Source organism: Terasakiispira papahanaumokuakeensis (assembly GCF_001709345.1).
Classification (GTDB): Bacteria; Pseudomonadota; Gammaproteobacteria; order Pseudomonadales; family Halomonadaceae; genus Terasakiispira; species Terasakiispira papahanaumokuakeensis.
In genome coordinates this window covers 2,854,274-2,871,462 of sequence record NZ_MDTQ01000001.1, presented here as the reverse complement: position 1 = coordinate 2,871,462, position 17,189 = coordinate 2,854,274, and the positions used below count along the sequence as shown (strand labels likewise).

General features: G+C 51.7%; 13 protein-coding genes. 3 read left to right on the top strand and 10 right to left on the bottom strand.

Going from position 1 to position 17,189, the window contains the following annotated elements; translation table 11 throughout:
* Nucleotides 1-54: 54 nt before the first annotated feature.
* From BFW38_RS12525 to BFW38_RS12515, 3 genes are all read left to right on the top strand, one after another.
* The gene (locus tag BFW38_RS12525; RefSeq protein WP_175400980.1) at nucleotides 55-405 is read left to right on the top strand and encodes an ArsC family reductase; all 351 of its coding nucleotides are present in this window, start codon (nucleotides 55-57) and stop codon (nucleotides 403-405) included.
* A 96-nt stretch (nucleotides 406-501) separates the two neighbouring features.
* Nucleotides 502-1,542: a 2,3,4,5-tetrahydropyridine-2,6-dicarboxylate N-succinyltransferase gene (gene dapD / locus BFW38_RS12520; RefSeq protein ID WP_425427911.1), complete on the top strand. Its 1,041-nt coding sequence runs from the start codon at nucleotides 502-504 to the stop codon at nucleotides 1,540-1,542.
* Between the two features lie 182 nt (nucleotides 1,543-1,724).
* Nucleotides 1,725-2,102 carry a hypothetical protein gene (locus BFW38_RS12515; protein ID WP_068999187.1) on the top strand — a complete coding sequence of 126 codons (378 nt, stop codon included), beginning with the start codon at nucleotides 1,725-1,727 and terminating at the stop codon, nucleotides 2,100-2,102.
* Nucleotides 2,103-2,253: 151 nt separating this feature from the next.
* On the opposite strand, the gene BFW38_RS12510 is transcribed toward BFW38_RS12515, so the two are convergent.
* The 10 genes from BFW38_RS12510 to BFW38_RS12465 all read right to left on the bottom strand — a co-directional run bounded on the left by BFW38_RS12510 (nucleotide 2,254) and on the right by BFW38_RS12465 (nucleotide 17,163).
* Nucleotides 2,254-2,568 carry a hypothetical protein gene (locus BFW38_RS12510; protein WP_068999185.1) on the bottom strand — a complete coding sequence of 105 codons (315 nt, stop codon included), beginning with the start codon at nucleotides 2,566-2,568 and terminating at the stop codon, nucleotides 2,254-2,256.
* Nucleotides 2,569-2,694: 126 nt separating this feature from the next.
* A complete protein-coding gene (locus BFW38_RS12505; RefSeq protein WP_068999184.1) occupies nucleotides 2,695-4,113 on the bottom strand; it encodes an FAD-dependent oxidoreductase in 1,419 nt (472 codons plus the stop codon).
* 28 nt (nucleotides 4,114-4,141) lie between these two features.
* Nucleotides 4,142-8,596: a glutamate synthase large subunit gene (gltB, locus tag BFW38_RS12500; protein ID WP_068999182.1), complete on the bottom strand. Its 4,455-nt coding sequence runs from the start codon at nucleotides 8,594-8,596 to the stop codon at nucleotides 4,142-4,144.
* 621 nt (nucleotides 8,597-9,217) lie between these two features.
* Nucleotides 9,218-10,975, bottom strand: a complete 1,758-nt coding sequence (locus BFW38_RS12495) for an SPOR domain-containing protein (protein WP_068999180.1) — start codon at nucleotides 10,973-10,975, stop codon at nucleotides 9,218-9,220.
* A 215-nt stretch (nucleotides 10,976-11,190) separates the two neighbouring features.
* Complete coding sequence (aroB, locus tag BFW38_RS12490) at nucleotides 11,191-12,297, bottom strand: 3-dehydroquinate synthase (RefSeq protein ID WP_068999178.1); 1,107 nt, start codon at nucleotides 12,295-12,297, stop codon at nucleotides 11,191-11,193.
* Nucleotides 12,297-12,863, bottom strand: coding sequence for a shikimate kinase AroK (aroK, locus tag BFW38_RS12485; protein ID WP_218186419.1), 567 nt, complete (start codon nucleotides 12,861-12,863; stop codon nucleotides 12,297-12,299). The genes aroB and aroK overlap by 1 nt, the downstream gene beginning before the upstream one ends.
* Nucleotides 12,811-14,364 carry a type IV pilus secretin PilQ gene (locus tag BFW38_RS12480; RefSeq protein WP_084004633.1) on the bottom strand — a complete coding sequence of 518 codons (1,554 nt, stop codon included), beginning with the start codon at nucleotides 14,362-14,364 and terminating at the stop codon, nucleotides 12,811-12,813. The genes aroK and BFW38_RS12480 overlap by 53 nt, the downstream gene beginning before the upstream one ends.
* The gene (locus tag BFW38_RS12475; RefSeq protein ID WP_068999174.1) at nucleotides 14,315-15,544 is read right to left on the bottom strand and encodes a hypothetical protein; all 1,230 of its coding nucleotides are present in this window, start codon (nucleotides 15,542-15,544) and stop codon (nucleotides 14,315-14,317) included. Before BFW38_RS12475 ends, BFW38_RS12480 begins: the two co-directional genes overlap by 50 nt.
* Nucleotides 15,537-16,055: a PilN domain-containing protein gene (locus tag BFW38_RS12470; protein ID WP_068999172.1), complete on the bottom strand. Its 519-nt coding sequence runs from the start codon at nucleotides 16,053-16,055 to the stop codon at nucleotides 15,537-15,539. The genes BFW38_RS12475 and BFW38_RS12470 overlap by 8 nt, the downstream gene beginning before the upstream one ends.
* Nucleotides 16,048-17,163 (bottom strand): hypothetical protein, encoded by a 1,116-nt coding sequence (locus tag BFW38_RS12465; RefSeq protein WP_068999170.1) that lies wholly within the window; start codon nucleotides 17,161-17,163, stop codon nucleotides 16,048-16,050. The genes BFW38_RS12470 and BFW38_RS12465 overlap by 8 nt, the downstream gene beginning before the upstream one ends.
* Nucleotides 17,164-17,189: the final 26 nt, after the last annotated feature.

Genomic DNA, 17,189 nt, shown 5'->3' with positions numbered 1-17,189 from the left:
GGCCGTCGAGTTTTCAATGGGTAGCGCGTTGATAAGGCTAAACAAGGGTCATACATGATTGAGTTATACGGTATCCCGAACTGCAATACCATGAAAAAGGCGCGGACTTGGCTGGTCGAAGCCGGGCTTGAATATGATTTTCATGACTACAAAAAAGTAGGCATTACGCTAGCGCATTTATCGGCATGGGCAGACCAAGTGGGCTGGGAAATTTTATTAAATAAGCGCGGCACGACCTGGCGTAACCTCCCTGATGAGGCAAAAGCAGAAGTGGGCCGGGAACAAGCGTTGCGTTTAATGGTTGAGCATCCCAGTTTGATCAAGCGTCCCGTGCTGATTCACCCGAAAGGGATCGAAGTTGGGTTTGATGCTGATCGTTATCGCGCAGCCCTACTTGAACCCTAAACGGGCATCACCTTCTGTGACGATTCCAGTATTTAAACGACGTTATTTTTTAAACGACGCTATATTTTAAACCGATGTTAACTGAGGAACTGACTCATGAGCACGAGCTTGTATGCCTGTGGCCTGGGCGTAGGTACGCAAAATACCCGAGGCGACTGGCTGGAAGTCTTTTATCCACAGCCGCTGCTGCATCCGTCCGAGGCCCTCATGAAGGTCCTGTTTGATATCGCAGGAGGAGAGCCAGATGGTAATCGAGTGCAGTCACTGCAAAGCGAGCGCTTAGAGCTACTGGTTCAAGCACTAGATGATATTGGTGAGCATGATCAGGCTAAAATCGCACAGCAGTTTCTGCGCAGTCATCGCCCTGTTGTATTGACGTTATTGGTTTCTGATGACGAGCCAGAGAGTGTTTCTGAAGTTTATCTTAAGTTACACCTGCTATCGCACCGCTTAGTTCGTCCGCATGAAACGAACTTGAATGGCATGTTCGGCAAGCTACGTAACGTCGCTTGGACCAATGAAGGGGCGATTGACCTAGATGAGCTGCCGCATCGCCAGCTTCAGGCTCGGTTAGAAGGCCGTATCCTGTCGGTCAATTGCGTCGATAAGTTCCCTAAAATGACGGACTATGTGGTGCCGGCAGGCGTCCGTATTGGTGATACAGCGCGAGTTCGTCTTGGGGCCTATTTGGGTGAAGGGACGACGGTGATGCATGAAGGTTTCGTGAACTTTAATGCCGGTACTGAAGGCCCTAATATGATCGAAGGGCGAATCAGCGCCGGTGTTGTGGTGAAATCGGGCTCTGATCTGGGCGGTGGTTGTTCAACCATGGGCACCTTGTCAGGGGGCAACGCTGTCGTGATCTCTGTGGGAACTCAATGTCTGATTGGCGCAAACGCGGGGGTTGGGATTCCGTTGGGCGATCGTTGTACGATTGAGGCTGGGCTTTATGTGACGGCTGGGGCTAAAGTCACGGTTCTGGATGATCAAGGCAACGACGTTGAAGTCATCGCGGCTCGAGACTTAGCCGGTAAACCCGATTTGCTCTTCCGTCGTAACGCTCAATCCGGTCGTATCGAATGTTTGACGAATAAAACGGCGATTGAACTCAACGATGCATTGCATGCGCACAACTAAAACTGCGCTGATCAGGTGATCGTTCAGGGGTCCTTTTGACCCCTGTTTTGGCTCTATTGCACCCTTTCGACGCTTATGAGGCGATTTATCTAGGTTTCCCCATGACAACACTTGGCTTTAGCCGTGGGGATGCCCATAATGGCCCGCGTTGACTAATTTCCAGTCAAGTCAGGAGTCATGTCATGAAAATGCTCAATCGCTCGGCCATCAGTGTTCGGCTCAAACAACCTTTTGTAGATTGGGTCAACGGACTCGATAATGCACAGGAAGAAACGGTCACTTTGGCAGAGGCAAATCAGGAAGCCACTGTTTACCTGGTGCCAGAGTTAGATGGCCCCGAAGATCTGGGTGCGCTACTCGAAGAGCGCTATTTGGATATTCTGGAAAATGAGTGGCTCAGTTGGGAAGAGGATAGCCGTCTTTGGCCGGATAATCCCGACCGTGAACTCTTTGATCGAATGATTGAGATTGAGCCTTCCTTCATGGCATTTGATCTTGATGAGCAGGCCCCCTTGATGGGACTGCCTATGGATGAGGTGCTGGATCTAGAAGCAGACTGATTCATTTGCGCTGCGGCAAGATCAAGCAGAACAGGCAAGCGGTGCTTGCCTGTGACGGTGAGGTGTTTATTCTGCTTTGGCCGTATCGACCGAGCGTCATGTGATGCTTTTTGCATTAAGACGCTATTGGCTCTAAATCCTTTTCTTTTGCTCAGTGCTGGCAATCCGGGCCGTGCACATGCTCGTCTTCATCTTCCATAACGTGTGTCTCAACACTGACATCGACAACGTTACAGGCGCCAGGACGAAGGGTCAGGACGCCATAACGATCCATTTGATCTTCTTCATCTTCGCTGCTGGCCACTTCCAGTGACAGGCTGTGACCACTGAGGTGTTCGGGTGCCAAGACCAGGTTGACCGGCAGACTACCTTCTTCCCACATGATTTGAATTTCGCTGAGTTCAGGGAGCTCGACGACTTCGCCGTCAGCGGTGAGGCCTTGCAAGCGAACAGGTTGGTGTGCCATGGGTATACTCCGTGATCATCAGACAATAAAGCCCGGCTGGGCATCATGCTGCGCAGTCTAGCATGCTTACTGACAAAAACAGCAGCCCTTAGGCTGCTGTGATTAAGGGGTGGGGGTCAAACTGGGTTAGACATTGAGGTAGGCTAAGATTCCTTTAGCCGCTTCACGCCCTTCCCAGATCGCGGTGACCACTAAGTCTGAGCCACGCACCATATCGCCGCCAGCAAACACTTTCTCATTACTGGTTTGGAAAGGGTAGCGTGCAACCTCAGGCGCGAGGACACGTCCGCGTTCATCGGTTGTAATCTTCTGCTTATCAAACCAGTCTGCTGGGCTTGCTTGGAAGCCAAAAGCCACCAACACGGCATCAGCCGGTAAAACTTCTTCTGAGCCGGGTACGATTTCCGGACGGCGGCGGCCATGCGCATCGGGCTCGCCCATTTGTGTCCGAACGACTTTAACGCCTTCGACTTTATCTTCGCCAACAATCGCAATCGGCTGACGATTGAATAAGAACTTCACGCCTTCTTCTTTAGCGTTAGCCACTTCTTTGCGGGAGCCTGGCATGTTCTCTTCATCGCGGCGATAAGCACAAGTGACATTCCGAGCTTCTTGGCGAATGGAGGTGCGGTTACAGTCCATGGCCGTATCGCCGCCCCCGAGTACCACGACGCGCTTGCCTTCCATGCTGATATAGTCGGCGGGGTCTTTTTCAAAGCCCAGGCAGCGATTAACGTTGGAAATCAGGAAGTCTAATGCATCGTAAACGCCGGGTAAGTGTTCACCAGGAAAGCCGCCTTTCATGTAGTTGTAAGTTCCCATCCCCATGAACACGGCATCATAGTCGTTCATTAAGGTGTCAATGGTGATATCGGTACCCACTTCAGTGTTGAGGCGGAACTCGACACCCATGCCTTCAAAAATCTCGCGACGGCGAGCCATCACATGTTTTTCGAGTTTGAACTCAGGAATACCAAAGGTCAGTAGGCCACCAATTTCTGGGTGCTTGTCGAACACTACGGGCTTAACGCCGTTACGGGCCAGAATATCCGCACAGCCCAGTCCTGCTGGACCAGCACCGATCACTGCCACTTTTTTATCGGTCCAGAGCACATCGCTCATGTCTGGACGCCAGCCCATCGCAAAGGCGGTATCGGTAATATACTTTTCGACGGAGCCGATAGTGACTGCGCCAAAACCATCGTTCAGCGTACAGGAGCCCTCACATAGGCGGTCCTGCGGGCACACTCGACCACAGACCTCCGGTAGCGAGTTGGTACGGTGACACAGTTCTACCGCTTCAAGGATATTGCCTTCGCTAGCCAGCTTCAGCCAATTAGGGATGTAGTTATGAACCGGGCACTTCCATTCACAATAAGGGTTGCCGCAGGACAGGCAGCGGTGGGCCTGCTCGGCTGCCGTATCACTGCCAAAGGGCTCATAGATCTCGACGAAAGCCTTTTTCCGCATATCCAGTGCTTTCTTACCCGGATCCTGGCGCCCGACATCAACAAACTGGAAGTCATTATTTAGACGTTCAGCCATGATTTTCTCCTCTCTCTCGTCACCAGGATCACTGCGGATTTTGTCGTGTGTTATTCAGCAGGTCGCCTAAGTTGGCCGCCTTGGGTTTCACCAACCAGAAATGGCGGATGAAATCTGAGAACTCTTGCAAGATCTTGCGGCCCCAAGCACTGCCGGTTGTATCAACATGAGCCTGAACGATACTACGCAAGTGGTTACGATAAGCTTCCATTTGTTCGGTGTTGATCCGGTGAAGGTCGACCAGTTCGTGGTTGTATTTGTCGACAAAGCTGCGCTCCAGGTCCAGCACATAAGCAAAGCCACCGGTCATACCCGCGCCAAAGTTATAGCCTGTTTCTCCTAGCACACAGACCAGCCCCCCTGTCATATATTCGCAGCAGTGATCCCCGGCGCCTTCAATGACCGCTGTCGCACCGGAGTTGCGTACCCCAAAACGTTCCCCGGCACGGCCGGCGGCATAGAGTTCACCACCGGTTGCACCATAGAGACAGGTGTTACCAATGATTGAGGTTTTGTGGCTAGCAAAGACACTGCCCACCGGTGGGGTCAGGACTAAGCGGCCGCCATTCATCCCTTTACCGACATAGTCGTTGGCATCACCTTCCAAGTGAAGGTTGAGCCCCTTCGCATTCCAGACCCCGAAAGATTGGCCCGCGACCCCTTTGAGGTGAATCGTGATGGGTTGGTCTGATAAGCCTTCGTCACCATAACGAAGGGCAATTTCGCCCGACAGTCGTGCTCCAATTGAGCGATCACGGTTGGTGACGTTATAGCTGAACTCGCCCCCTGTTTTCTGCTCAATCGCCGATTGGGTATCAAGCCACATTTGGGTGGCCAGTTCTGCTTTATCAAAGGGATCATTCCGATGATGTTGACAGAACTGTGGTGCATCCGCGGGCACATGGTCATTATTCAGCAGGCGGCTGAAGTCCAGTTTGCCTTGCTTATCGGTTTGGCCTTCGAAGACTTCCAGAAGATCTGTACGCCCAATCAGGTCCGTCAGCTTGCGGATACCCAATGCGGCCATGAGTTCTCGCACTTCTTCGGCAATAAAGCGGAAATAATTTTTTACCATTTCCACCGTGCCACGGAAGTGCTGCTCACGCAGATCATCATCTTGAGTGGCAACACCGGTTGCACAGTTATTCAGGTGGCAAATACGCAGGTATTTACACCCCAGTGCAACCATAGGCGCAGTACCAAAGCCGAAACTTTCAGCGCCAAGGATAGCGGCTTTGATGACGTCTAGACCTGTTTTCAAACCACCATCGGTTTGCAGGCGAATCTTGTCACGCAGCTTGTTGATGCGTAAGGCCTGTTGCACCTCAGCAAGCCCAATTTCCCACGGTGAGCCGGCATATTTGATGGAAGTCAGCGGGGAGGCTGCCGTTCCGCCGTCATAGCCTGATACGGTAATCAAGTCGGCATAGGCTTTGGCGACACCGGTGGCAATGGTGCCAATACCGGGTTCTGAGACCAGCTTCACCGAGACTTGCGCTTTCGGATTGACCTGTTTCAAATCGAAAATCAACTGGGCCAAATCTTCGATCGAATAAATATCATGGTGCGGCGGAGGTGAAATCAGCGTGACCCCGGGCACCGAGTGACGTAGGCGAGCGATGAGCGCATTCACCTTACCGCCGGGCAGCTGCCCGCCTTCACCTGGTTTCGCCCCTTGCGCCACTTTGATTTGCAGGACGTCCGCATTGGCGAGATAAGTGGGGGTGACACCAAATCGTCCCGAGGCAATTTGCTTGATTTTAGACGACTTGATTGTGCCGTAGCGGGCAGGATCTTCGCCGCCTTCTCCTGAGTTGGAGCGCGCGCCCATTTCATTCATCGCTTGAGCCAGTGCTTCGTGCGCTTCAGGTGACAGGGCGCCGAGCGACATGCCCGCAGAGTCGAAGCGAGGCAGCAAGCTCTCGATGGATTCAACTTCTTCTAGTGGAAGCGGGTTCTCGACTTTTTTCAATCTCAGCAAATCACGCAGAGTGGCCACTGGACGCTCATTCACTAGCTTGGCAAATGCTTTCCAGTCTTCATACTGGCCGCTTTGAACGGCTTGCTGCAGATTTTTCACAACATCCGGGTTATAGGCGTGATATTCGCCACCATGGACATACTTGAGTAGGCCGCCATGGCTAATGTTGGCACTTCGGCGCCAAGCATTCTCTGCCAGTAATTCCTGTTCCATTTGGAAATCACTGAAACCGGCACCGCCAATGCGGCTCGCGACATCTTTAAAACATAGTCCAACGACTTCGTCATCCAGCCCAATAGCTTCAAATAGTTGAGAGCCGCGATATGAGGCCAGCGTTGAAATCCCCATTTTAGAGAGGATTTTCATCAAGCCTTTTTGCAGACCTTTGCGATAAGCACGGCGAGCCTCGCCTGGATCGCCCTGGAGTTCAGCACTGCGATGCAAATCGGCGATCACTTGATAGGAGAGCCAGGGGTGCACGGCGGTGGCACCAAAGCCAAACAAGACCGCCATATGGTGTGGATCTCGAGCCCAGCCAGTATCAATGATCAAGTTACAGTCAGCGCGCATGCCCTTAGCCGCTAAGTGATGATGCACTGCGCCTGTGGCCATGACCGCATTAATCGGCAGTAAGCCCTTGTCCAGATTCTGATCCGACAGTACCAGCAATACTTTGCCTTGGCGTACGGCTTCTTCAGCCTGTCGGCATAATTGTTCAAGCGCCTCTTTTAAGCCGATTTCACTGGGTTGATAAGCCAACGGCAAAATGGCTTCTTCAAAGCCATAGCGATCTTCATCAATCAGCGATTTAAACTTGCGTGGTGACAGCACCGGTGTTGTCAGAATAATGCGGTTGGCATGCTCGGCAGATTCATCGAATACATTTAGCTCACGCCCAATGCAGGTCTCCAGTGACATCACAATGGATTCACGCAAGGGGTCAATGGGTGGGTTGGTCACCTGAGCAAACTTTTGCCGGAAGTAGTCGGCAACATGGCGTACTTTGCATGAAAGGACCGCCATTGGGGTGTCATCGCCCATTGAGCCGACCGCTTCCTGCCCATTTTCGGCCAAGGGTCGGAGAATCTGGTCGCGTTCTTCATAGCTGATGTTGAACATCTTCATGGCGGTATTCAGCTCATGGCGCGACATCACTTCATATTGCGGGCCCGATTCAAGCAGTGTTGATTCAAGGTAAGTCGACTGTTCCCGTAGCCACTGTTTGTAGGGATGAGCTGACTTCAGTCGATCATCGACATCTTTGGTATGCAGAATATCGCCGGTCAGGGTATCAATGGCGAGAATCTGGCCTGGGCCGACACGGCTTTTGTATAAAACATCGCCGGGCTCATAATCCCAGACGCCAATTTCAGAGGCTAATGTGATGTAGCCATTTTTGGTGGCGACAAAACGTGCTGGGCGCAGACCATTTCGATCCAGCATACACACGGCATAACGGCCATCGGTCATGACCATACCGGCAGGGCCATCCCAAGGTTCCATATGCATGGAGTTGTATTCATAGAAGGCGCGTAGATCGGCATCCATGGTCTGCACATTTTGCCATGCCGGCGGTACCATCAAACGAACGGCTTTAAAGAGCTCCATGCCGCCCGCTAAAAGCACTTCCAACATGTTATCCATCGATGAGGAGTCAGAGCCGGTCGTGTTGACAATCGGGTCGATGGTTTCGATATCGGGTAGCAGGCTGCAGTTGAAGTTCTTCTTACGCCCATTCGCCCAACCACGATTCGCTTCAATGGTGTTGATTTCGCCATTGTGCGCTAGATAGCGGAAAGGCTGAGCCAGCGGCCATTGAGGTGCGGTATTGGTCGAAAAGCGCTGGTGGAATACACAGATGGCCGTGGCCATGCGCGGATCACCCAGATCCTGATAAAAGGATGGGAGATCCTCGGGCATGATCAGGCCCTTATAAGACAGCACCTGAGAGGATAACGACGCGACATAAAACTCACTGTCATCTTTGAGCGCCATCTCGGCACGGCGACGCGCCATAAACAACTTCACCCGGAATTGAGATTCTTCAAGATCAGCGGGTGCGTCAATAAAAATTTGCTCGAAACGGGGCATGCAAGCTAATGCAATTTCACCGCAGATGCTGGGGGCTGTCGGTACTTCACGCCAACCAACGACATTGAGGCCCTGTGCCATGGCCTGCTGGGCGAGCGTTTGGCGCGCTTTTTGAGCTTTACCCTCATCCTGAGAGAGGAAGATCATGCCGACCGCGTAGCGCTCGGCTAACTCGGTCTGAAACTGCTCTTGAGCAATTTCACGTAAGAAGGCGTCTGGTTTTTTGATCAGAATGCCGCAACCATCACCTGTTTTCCCATCAGCGGCGATGCCGCCGCGGTGCGTCATATTGGTCAGGGCGCGAATGGCGGTCTGAAGGAGATCATGACTGGCTTCACCGTGCATTTGCGCGATTAAACCGAAGCCACAGTTGTCCCGAAATTCACCGGGCTGATGAAGACCCTGGTTCATAGGCTGTCTCTCGCTCTGAAGTGGTCCAAAAAGGATGTGTCCGACGTTGAAGGCGGCTTGCCTATGGGCATGCTGTCAGTTGGCCATCAACGTGAATTATTCTGGTGCTATGCCATTTTTGTATGGGGCATGATTTTTTAGTTGATCGATATTACACGGCGGAGATGTAAAACCACAATTGGTAAAAGGCATATTTTGGCAAAAAAATGCCTTTTGGATTTCTTTTGGGAATAATTTAAATTAAATCTATTCTTTTTGATTATTTTGAGGGGGTGTTTTTGTCTTTTAGGTTCATTTTAATGACGTTTTATATGTAAATTACTGTTTTAGAGGGTGAGTTTGCCTGTTAGATAATGCCTCATGATGGTGCGGTCGGTTTGGCAATATGCCGATGGATGAATAGCGCTGCACATTGGACCGCGTTGGATCAACTGGAGATCAGTGAACGCTATCGGGGGAGGGGCGATAAGGCGGGAGGGTGATGTGGATGGCTGATGCTGCTCAATGGAATGATCTTCTGGGGACTTTTCAACCGGTCGCCCAGAAGATCGACTCGTTCGCGAGCATGCACAGCTGCGACATCATGCGATTACGCTTCAATCAACGTATCTCTGATGGCGGTCATCGATTTCGAATATCTTCCTGCACACTACCAAAACTACGAGCCCAAGGCTGCATTCGACGTAATGGCGCCGGTAGGGACTCTATGCCCCTGACTGCTGCATTGCGGTTTGGGTAATCGCCATGGACGACGACATACCAAGGTTGTCCTTGGTAGCGGCTCTCAAAGTAGGTGAACTCACTTTGATTCGACTGTGCTTGAATAAAGTCAATGACACTAGACTCTTCCAGGCTGCCCATCATCTGCAAGGTATAGTGGCCTGCGTTGCGCTCCATCAGCCAAGCTTCACGCTGCAACCCTTGGTTTTGCGGTTGCGGGGCTTCTGATTGTGCCGCATCACTATTTGTGGATGCCCGAGGTTCGGGAGTGGATGCTTGAGGGTCGGGAGTGGACGTTTGAGGTTCGGGGGTTGATTGAGTCGTTTCTGACTCGCTATTGTCCGCGGCCTCTGAAGGCGCTTCTGTGTCGGCGGTGACACCGGTATCGTCAGGGAGGTCTGGCTGTAAGGCCTCTGGTGTTTTTTCTGTTTCGGTTTGTGCAGACGAGTCGCTAGGGATTGGAATATCAATTTCTTGTCTGTTGGGTTGATCTTGCTCGGTGGCCAAATCCTGGCTCGAATTATTCGCCGAGTTGCTTGAATCAGAGACTTGTGGCGGGGTCGTCGTCTCCTCGGTGTCCTCTTGAGGATCAGCTGGATTACCAATCTCAATGGGCATAAGCGGCGTCTTGCTCTCACTTTTGGCAATTTCATGAGAGCGTGCCAATACGCTTAGATCCGGGCTTTTGCCGCTAAAGCTATCACTATATATATAGATGATAGCAGCCAATGCGATAAATACGGCGGCGCCGGCTAAGGGGAGTACCGGCAAGGGGCGGCGCATTTTCTTCTGCTGGCGCGCTTTGGCTAACTTTTCAGCCTCACGCTGTTTTTTCGCGTGTTGGCGTGCTTTATCTTGCTCGCTTTTATTGGGGGTTTCGGCCTCAACCGGAGTAATGTCTTGTTCGCCTAGTGCCTTGAGCGCGGCAATATTTAAACTTCCTGGCCAGCCCCGGGAGCGTTTATACAGGTTGTGCATTTGGGCATCACTGAAGGGAAATGTCGTGACCCCAACACTGCGTAAACGCGTTTCTAAATACGCCCTAGACTCAACCTCTGACATTGGGTCTAAGGCAAGATGGTGACCGACGGGCTCAAAGCGTGATTGAAATGGCGCCCTGGAGAGACGTTCGAACAGCTCTGGTAACCCCAGCAACAGCATGTGAGGGCGCTGGTTGTCATCCTCTGTATTGGCTAAATCCAATAATAGGCTGAGCGCATCATCTTCAAGCGATTCTGCATTATCAAATACAAGTAGACAGCTGCGACCATCCTCGGCCAGAAGCGCGCAGTGTCGTCGCAAATATTCAAGATAAGTCTCGGCTTCCGCTTTACCAGGCACGCCCAATTCGAGTGATTGATTGAGTGCCGTCAGTAAAGCGCTCTTGTCATTGGTTTGTTCTGCATCTAAAGGGGATACCACAACCCCTGTATCCAATGAAGCCAGCAGCTTGTGACGCAGGTGAGACTTACCGCTGCCCACAGGGCCTGTCAGCGTTAACATCAAATTGCTGTAGCGGCTTAAGTGAGCAAGTAAATCAAGATATTTGCCATATTGATGTCCCGGATAGAAAACCCGGTCATCATGAATGCCTTCCAAACGCTGTAAGACATCAGCATGAGATAAAGTGCTATCGAGCGAAGGTTCTTGGGGCTGCATGCCGCCTTGCTCCATCATCGGTTAAGACGTTGTGGACTCAGTTGAGTCTGGCTTGGGTAGTTTAACAAATACTCAAGTACGACATTGTGAGTGGCTGTCATTATTTTGCATATCAATGCGTCATTGTGGTGTGCTTTCAGTAGCATTCGTTCAATAGATGGCGATCATAACGCATTCATCATCGAAGAGCATTGGACGATAGTGAGTACATACTCTCAGCTTAATGCTTGACCTGATTGACACTCCGTAGTGAGCATTTGTTCCAATTCTGCTTGAGGCATCGCTGTGGTGAGCACTGCCTGCCCTAATGGTTTTAGCAAAACCAGCCGAAGGTGCCCATCAATATTTTTCTTATCCACTGCCATATGTTTTAAGAAGGCTTTAGGCGTCATATTTTCGGGTGGATGTGTGGGTAAGTGGGCCCGCTCCAGCAAAGTGGCGACTCGCAGGACATCCGCTTGATCTAACCATCCCATACGTTGCGAGGCGACTGTCGCCAAATACATGCCACTACCGACAGCTTCACCATGTAACCAGCAGCCATAGCCCATTTCGGTTTCAATGGCGTGACCAAAAGTGTGGCCGAGATTGAGTAAGGCTCGAACGCCGCCTTCTCTCTCATCTTCTGCAACCAGTCGAGCTTTACAAGCACATGATTGAAGAATGGCTTCGGTCAGTAAGGTGGCGTCACGGGCCATAAGCGCTTCCATGTGCGCTTCCAGCCAACTCAGAAATTCCAGGTCGCCAAGCAATCCATACTTGATGACTTCGGCCATGCCTGCAGACAGCTCTCGCTGAGGTAGCGTACTGAGGGTGTCGGTATCCGCCAGTACCAGCTGCGGCTGATGAAAAGCCCCAATCATATTTTTGCCTAACGGGTGGTTGACGCCGGTTTTTCCACCGACAGAAGAATCCACCTGGGAGAGCAATGTCGTGGGTATCTGAATAAAGGGGATGCCGCGCTGATAGGTCGCTGCGGCAAATCCGGTCATATCGCCGATCACGCCGCCGCCCAATGCAATGAGGGTGGCTGTTCGGCTAAAACGCGCTTCTAGTAGTCCTGTCCAGATGCGTTCGAGATGTTGCAGATTTTTATACGCTTCGCCGTCAGGCAGTATCAGCGTAATCACTTCAAGGCCTTCAATACGCGCCAAAGTGGTTTCCAATTGCTGCCGATAGAGCGGCGCGACGGTGTCATTGGTGACGATCATGACCTGCCGACCGGTAATATGAGGGCGAATCAGGTCATCCCGGTCAAGCAGTGCCGGGCCAATATGAATGGGGTAACTACGATCACCAAGATCGACGTTAAGCGTTTGCATCAAGAAGCTCCATGAGCGGTCACGATTGTCGCTGTTGTCTGGTTCAAGTGCTGTTGAATTCGCTGGCGTAGATCCAGCATCACTTGGCGGGGTGGCCGACGATCTGTTTGCAGAATCAGGTGCGCTGTTTTGCGATATAGCGGATTACGCTCTTTGCGCAAACCCTCTAGGCGTGCACGAGGGTTTTCGGTTTGCAGTAATGGACGACTTTGATCCCGCCGGGTGCGTTCAAGTTGCTGGCGTACCGTGACGTCTAATAGAATCACTAAACCTCTTTGGTGGAGGTGGTGCCTATTTTCTGGGCGTAAGATAGCGCCACCACCGGTGGCCAGTACGACGCCTTGTCGTTGCGTCAGCTCGTCAATAATGGCGCTCTCACGGTCTCGAAAGCCGATTTCACCTTCAATATCAAAAATCCAGGGGATATCGGCACCGCAGCGACGCTCGATCTCATGGTCGCTATCAATAAAAGGGCGTTTTAGCGTCTGCGCCAGCAGTCGGCCGATTGTGCTTTTACCTGCCCCCATTGGACCGATAAGAAAGATATTGGGTATGGCTTGTGTCATCCGCGAACTCGCCCGCTAAACCTGCCTGTTCATCCGTTCTTAACAGGCGTGGTGTTATAAATACCAGTAATTCTACTTTTTCTCGGCTTTGGGCGGAATGTCTAAACAGCGCCCCTAACCAAGGAATGTCACCCAAAACCGGGATTTTTGACAATGTTTCCATATCTTCTGACGATAAGATACCGCCAATGACCAGCGTTTCGCTATCGTTAACCAATACTTGGGTTTCAATGGCGTTAGTTTCAATCGCAAAATTACCGTTACGTGTCAGTTCTCCACGAGCATCTTTATTGATTTTGAGCTGCATGAGAATCTTATCGTCGCGAGTGATTTCTGGGGTGACTTGCAGGGCCAGCACGGCATCTTTGAATTCCACTTGTTCGTTGCCGTCACTGTCCAGGCTGGTGTAAGGCAGCTGTTGACCGGAGCGGATGACCGCCTCGGTGCGGTTTGAGGTGATCAGCTTTGGCTGTGAGATGATTTCACCATAACCTTGAGCTTCCAACGCATTCAGCTCTAGATCAATTGCAATGTGGCGACCGATATAGCCAAACGCCATTTGTCCGACACCGGGGGTGTTAGCACTACTCGGTAGCAACACGTCTAAACCATCGGCTTGACCCAGTGCAAAGTCTGGCTGTTGGCTATAGCGGCCCATTCCGCGCCAACGAACGCCTAAATCTTCAGTAAAGTTTTGCCGTGCGATCACGATACGGGCTTCAATCATGACTTGCCGTACTGGAATGTCTAGACGTTCAATCAAATCTGCAACGGCTGCGATATGAACCGCTGTGTCACGGACAATTAACGTGTTGGTGCGTTCATCCGCGAGTAAATGCCCGCGAGCCGATAAAATGGGATATTGAGCGTGAGTGACTTGATCGCCAGAAGGAGACTCATTGCCAAGCGCTTTGACTAACCTCATGACATCCAGGTAGTGAGTTCGGAAGTGGGCCGTGCGTAACGGCCTTTGTTGTTCTGCTTCTCGCTGGGCGCGCAATGTTTGTGTTTGTAGGGCTGCAATCGTGTCGGGATGAGCAATCATGAGGACTTGTCCGTGTAACCGATAAGCCAGACCTTGACTCTGAATGATACTTTCCAGTGCTTCTTGCCAAGGGACATCTTGAAGATGAAGACTTGCCTTGCCCTTTACGCCCGCCCCCATCACAAGATTCAGCCCCGTCATGCGGGCCAGTTGCTGTAATAGTTGGGTGATCTCGACATTACTGAAATGCATACTGACGTTGTGCTCGTTGTGACGCGTTGCCGGTGCGTCTTGGCGCTCTTGGGGAAGGTGTCCACTTGGGTGAACGGCCGCGGGGATCTCTCTAGCGGTTGCATGTGAGGCCGTGCAGATCGCTAAAAAGATCGCCAGAAAAATGAGGATCGAATGACTAGCGCTTTGATTATGAGTATTTTTCCGCCATCGGTTGACTAAGTCGCGAGTGTCATCATTGGGGGCCCGTGGCCTTAACGTCATAATGGTGCTGTGTCGTCTCATCCTTGAGTGACTCCGTCCAGATTAATTCATTCATTGTGATGTTGCTGATATAACCACCTGCCACTGCATCCCCAGGCTGAACCCAAAGCCATGGCTGATCGGTTGTTTGAACCAAGGCTCGGTGTTGCCGCTGGTATTGAATGACCCCCGCAATCTTGAGTGCTGGCGCCGTTAACGGTGGCGCTTTAGGGGAATCTGTGCCCAAGGGGGGCGGTGATGCCCGTGTTTCGGTCTTGGTTGTCTCTGTCTTGGGAGTGGTGGGCGGAGAGACTCGCTTGGCTGTCTCTAAAGGCGACATGGGCGAACGATTTGGATCCCCCGGAAATTGATAGTGTGTTGTGAGGGCTTTGCCTTCTAAAGCATGCCATTCAGCTTGCTTATGAGGTTGTGGGCTTGGGTCATTCTCTTCTTGTGTGGAAAGCAGTAAACGACCATGAATCGTCATGCTGAGATCGGGCCGATGTGCTAATTCTGGTGAATCGTTGGTGTCTTCTAGCGCGGGTTGTAGGGTGAAATCATGCCAAGTCAAAAGCGGTGTAATTGCGCTAAGTTGCCCGAGGCTTTGGGCCAAATCACTATAATGACCAATGAGCTGCAACTGAAAGGGTTGAGCTTGCCAATCCGCATAGCGTTGGGGGTGTGCCAAGGAAAAGGCGGTTAATTTGATCTCGGCTTGGTTGAAGTGGTGCTCCAACAGCTGTGTCCATTGCGGGACTTGAGCAGATGCCATGCCAAGGCTTTCATCGGTGTTGAGTGTACTGTGGTGGGATACTCCCCCTGACTCATTTGGCGCGAGCGTGCTTAAGGGGTGTGCCATTGAGCCATCTTGTGACTGTTGAGATAACGCCTGCCATTGCTCGGATAACTGCTGGTGACGTTGCTGCATGTGTTGCCAGCTGTCGAGTCTAGACGCTAAAAGGTAATGATACCCCAGCCACAAGAGCCCTATCTGACAGATGATCGTCAGCAGCACCTTGAGTAGCTCTGGCCATTGTCCTGCTTCAGCAAGCCGCCAGTCTTCTCGGCGCAGTTGCTGTATGGCCTGCCATTCTTGTCGCCACCAAGCCTTGATGATGTCGGGGATCTGCCGGAGCTTATCGAGCACCATAACTTTATCGCGTTCATGACGCTTCATAAGCGAATGCTTGAGGCCTGATACTGTACTTTGATCGTCAGTCATGGCGAGTGAGCTCTAAGCTAAAGTGATGGTCGTCGCGCTTTTGAGCTTGTAAAACCCAAGGTAGAGGCGCCCCTTGTAGTGCTTTCAGCCATTGTTGGAAGGCCTCTGATGAGCGGTATTGGCCCAGTAGTTTTAGGCGAGGTGGCTGCCATTGAATCTGGGTCAGTTGGATATCATCTAGCTTGCTGGGCTCACCACTATTTTGCGGTGGGTTGAGCTTGGCCAACAATCTCACTACATAGTCGCGGTCTTGCTGAATCTGGCTCCAAAGGGCCTGTTGATCTGATGTCAGCGTTTGGTGTTGCTTAAGCCCTGTTTGTCGATGCTGTATTTGCTGTTGTCTGTATTGGTTTTCCGCCTGCAGTTGTTGCGTTTGCTGATCCAAGTAGCCCACAAGGCTAATCATGAAGGTGAGGGTGGCGGCGCTGATTAAGAGTAAACGGATCAGCAGTTGTCGGGATTGTCTGCGCCTTTGCAGCATGCGCCATGGTCGTAAATTAAATTCATGCATGGGCTGCCATCTCCGCGAGTGCAAGCCCCCAGGCGGTTAATGTCGCCATTCCTTCTAGGCCAAAAGGCAGAGGCAAGAGTGTCAGCCCTGTGGTCGCTTCAAGCCAAGTGATGTTGGCCTCCTCAAAGGGCAGGTCACTGCTCAGATAGCAGCGAGACCAATGCGTGACGCCAATGCTGACTCGGGCGCGCTGTAGATGCTGGGCTAGTGTTTCAAGACGCTCGGCGCTTGTGGCGTCAGCGGTGAGTGAGTTGTGGTGACGGTAAAGGCAATGGGGGCCTAACCAAACCGTTAAAATGAGCTGATCGTGTTCACAGCACAGTAATGCCATAACGGCTGGCGTATGAGGGATCGTACTGCTGTTGTTGTTTGAGATCTCGCTTGAATTGGACGTGATGCTTGAATCTGGATGGTGTGTGAAGGGTGAGGCCATTAGTGCCGATGGGCTTTGGACATGCGATGTACTGTGAGCGTGTGAAGTGCTTTGAGCATCTAAAGCGCTTGTGGAACATGAACTGTTCGCTAACTCGGCCGCTTCGCCAGCGCGTAAAACCCGCCACCAAGCTTGGTGTTCTGGCTCAATGCGATAAGGAGATAGTCCTGCCTGAATGATGGTTTTATCCCAGGCCTGAATCCACTTTTGATGACAGGCGACCCATTCGATAATGACTGTTTGATCTGATTGCACTGGGCTGCAACGATAATCCAGTGCCATATCGATCGCATCAGAAGGCCAGTGTTGAAGTGCAAGCTGGTGAATATAAGCCGCTTGCGCTTGACGGGCTTCGGGCGTTTCGGCACATAAACTGAGGTCTTGTAGGCGATGAGATTGGCTGATCACCTGAGCACTAGGGACCGCAGCGATAACCTTGGGTTTTTTTCGGCGGCTATGGCTTTGAACCCTTTGCTGTAGTGATTTCGCGATAAATGAAATGGCCTGAGGATCAGGGAATGGAGCTGAATCTGAGGCACTGACAATTTCGCATTGAATTTGAGGGGTGGGCTTATACCATGGTCCCTTCAACGATGTGATATCGAGTTGCTGGCTCGACGACAGCGATATGCCCCATAAGGGGCTTGGTGCAAATAGACGGTATCTACTTCGCATCACGGCATCCTTGTCAGTGATGGGTT

Excerpts from the sequence above, each read along its gene's own strand:
- BFW38_RS12525 (WP_175400980.1), top strand. The coding sequence starts at position 55 with ATGATTGAGTTATACGGTATCCCGAACTGCAATACCATGAAAAAGGCG.
- dapD (WP_425427911.1), top strand. The coding sequence starts at position 502 with ATGAGCACGAGCTTGTATGCCTGTGGCCTGGGCGTAGGTACGCAAAAT.
- BFW38_RS12515 (WP_068999187.1), top strand. The coding sequence starts at position 1,725 with ATGAAAATGCTCAATCGCTCGGCCATCAGTGTTCGGCTCAAACAACCT.
- BFW38_RS12510 (WP_068999185.1), bottom strand. The coding sequence starts at position 2,568 with ATGGCACACCAACCTGTTCGCTTGCAAGGCCTCACCGCTGACGGCGAA.
- BFW38_RS12505 (WP_068999184.1), bottom strand. The coding sequence starts at position 4,113 with ATGGCTGAACGTCTAAATAATGACTTCCAGTTTGTTGATGTCGGGCGC.
- gltB (WP_068999182.1), bottom strand. The coding sequence starts at position 8,596 with ATGAACCAGGGTCTTCATCAGCCCGGTGAATTTCGGGACAACTGTGGC.
- BFW38_RS12495 (WP_068999180.1), bottom strand. The coding sequence starts at position 10,975 with ATGCAGCCCCAAGAACCTTCGCTCGATAGCACTTTATCTCATGCTGAT.
- aroB (WP_068999178.1), bottom strand. The coding sequence starts at position 12,297 with ATGCAAACGCTTAACGTCGATCTTGGTGATCGTAGTTACCCCATTCAT.
- aroK (WP_218186419.1), bottom strand. The coding sequence starts at position 12,863 with ATGACACAAGCCATACCCAATATCTTTCTTATCGGTCCAATGGGGGCA.
- BFW38_RS12480 (WP_084004633.1), bottom strand. The coding sequence starts at position 14,364 with ATGAGACGACACAGCACCATTATGACGTTAAGGCCACGGGCCCCCAAT.
- BFW38_RS12475 (WP_068999174.1), bottom strand. The coding sequence starts at position 15,544 with ATGACTGACGATCAAAGTACAGTATCAGGCCTCAAGCATTCGCTTATG.
- BFW38_RS12470 (WP_068999172.1), bottom strand. The coding sequence starts at position 16,055 with ATGCATGAATTTAATTTACGACCATGGCGCATGCTGCAAAGGCGCAGA.
- BFW38_RS12465 (WP_068999170.1), bottom strand. The coding sequence starts at position 17,163 with ATGCGAAGTAGATACCGTCTATTTGCACCAAGCCCCTTATGGGGCATA.